The following is a 570-nucleotide window of genomic DNA, read 5'->3' as shown; positions in this document are numbered from 1 at the left end:
CGGTCTCGCCAGCTTTGATGGTGATCGACGAGCCGTTATCCAACTTCAAGGTGACGTCGGTGCCGGCCTTGTTGCTCAAAGTTGCGGTGTAGGTGATCTGACCACCTTCGTTAACGGCACTTGGCGCAGTCAGCGTAACCGTGGTGGTGTTATCGGTGCCCGGTGTGTCCGTAACGGTGGTGTTCACCGCGGTAGTACCCGGCACCAGATTTTCAAAGTGGTCGCCGCCGGTCACACCCTTGATGGCGGTGGTGACGGTCTGGTCGCCTTTGTACACATCATCCGGCGCGATGGTAGTGATGGTGCCGCTCGACTGATTCACGCCAATGGTGATGGTTTTGCCGTTGTCCAAGGTGACGGTCAACGGATTGGTGATGTTGGTCACCGGCGCGCCGTTCTTATCCACAAGGCTGGCGGTGTAAACGATGTTGCCGCCTTCGCCAACGGTGTTGGTGGCGGTCAGAACCACATCAACCTTGTCGATGGTGTCGTTGATCGTGGTGGTTGCGCCGTTGCCTGCAACTTCTAATTTTTCGAAGTTGCCGCCGGAAGCGTCAGTGATCTTGACGG

Annotated in this window: 1 protein-coding gene; it reads right to left on the bottom strand. The window is 57.2% G+C overall.

Features of this window, described 5'->3' with window-relative positions; all coding sequences use genetic code 11:
- A partial coding sequence (locus tag JMV15_RS27825; RefSeq protein ID WP_201491985.1) for an immunoglobulin-like domain-containing protein occupies window positions 1-570 on the bottom strand: 570 nt, incomplete at both ends.

This window comes from Pseudomonas paracarnis, assembly GCF_904063055.1.
In the GTDB taxonomy this organism is placed as follows: Bacteria; Pseudomonadota; Gammaproteobacteria; order Pseudomonadales; family Pseudomonadaceae; genus Aquipseudomonas; species Aquipseudomonas paracarnis.
Note: the sequence above shows the minus strand (reverse complement) of the source record. Positions and strands in the feature narration are given on the sequence as shown.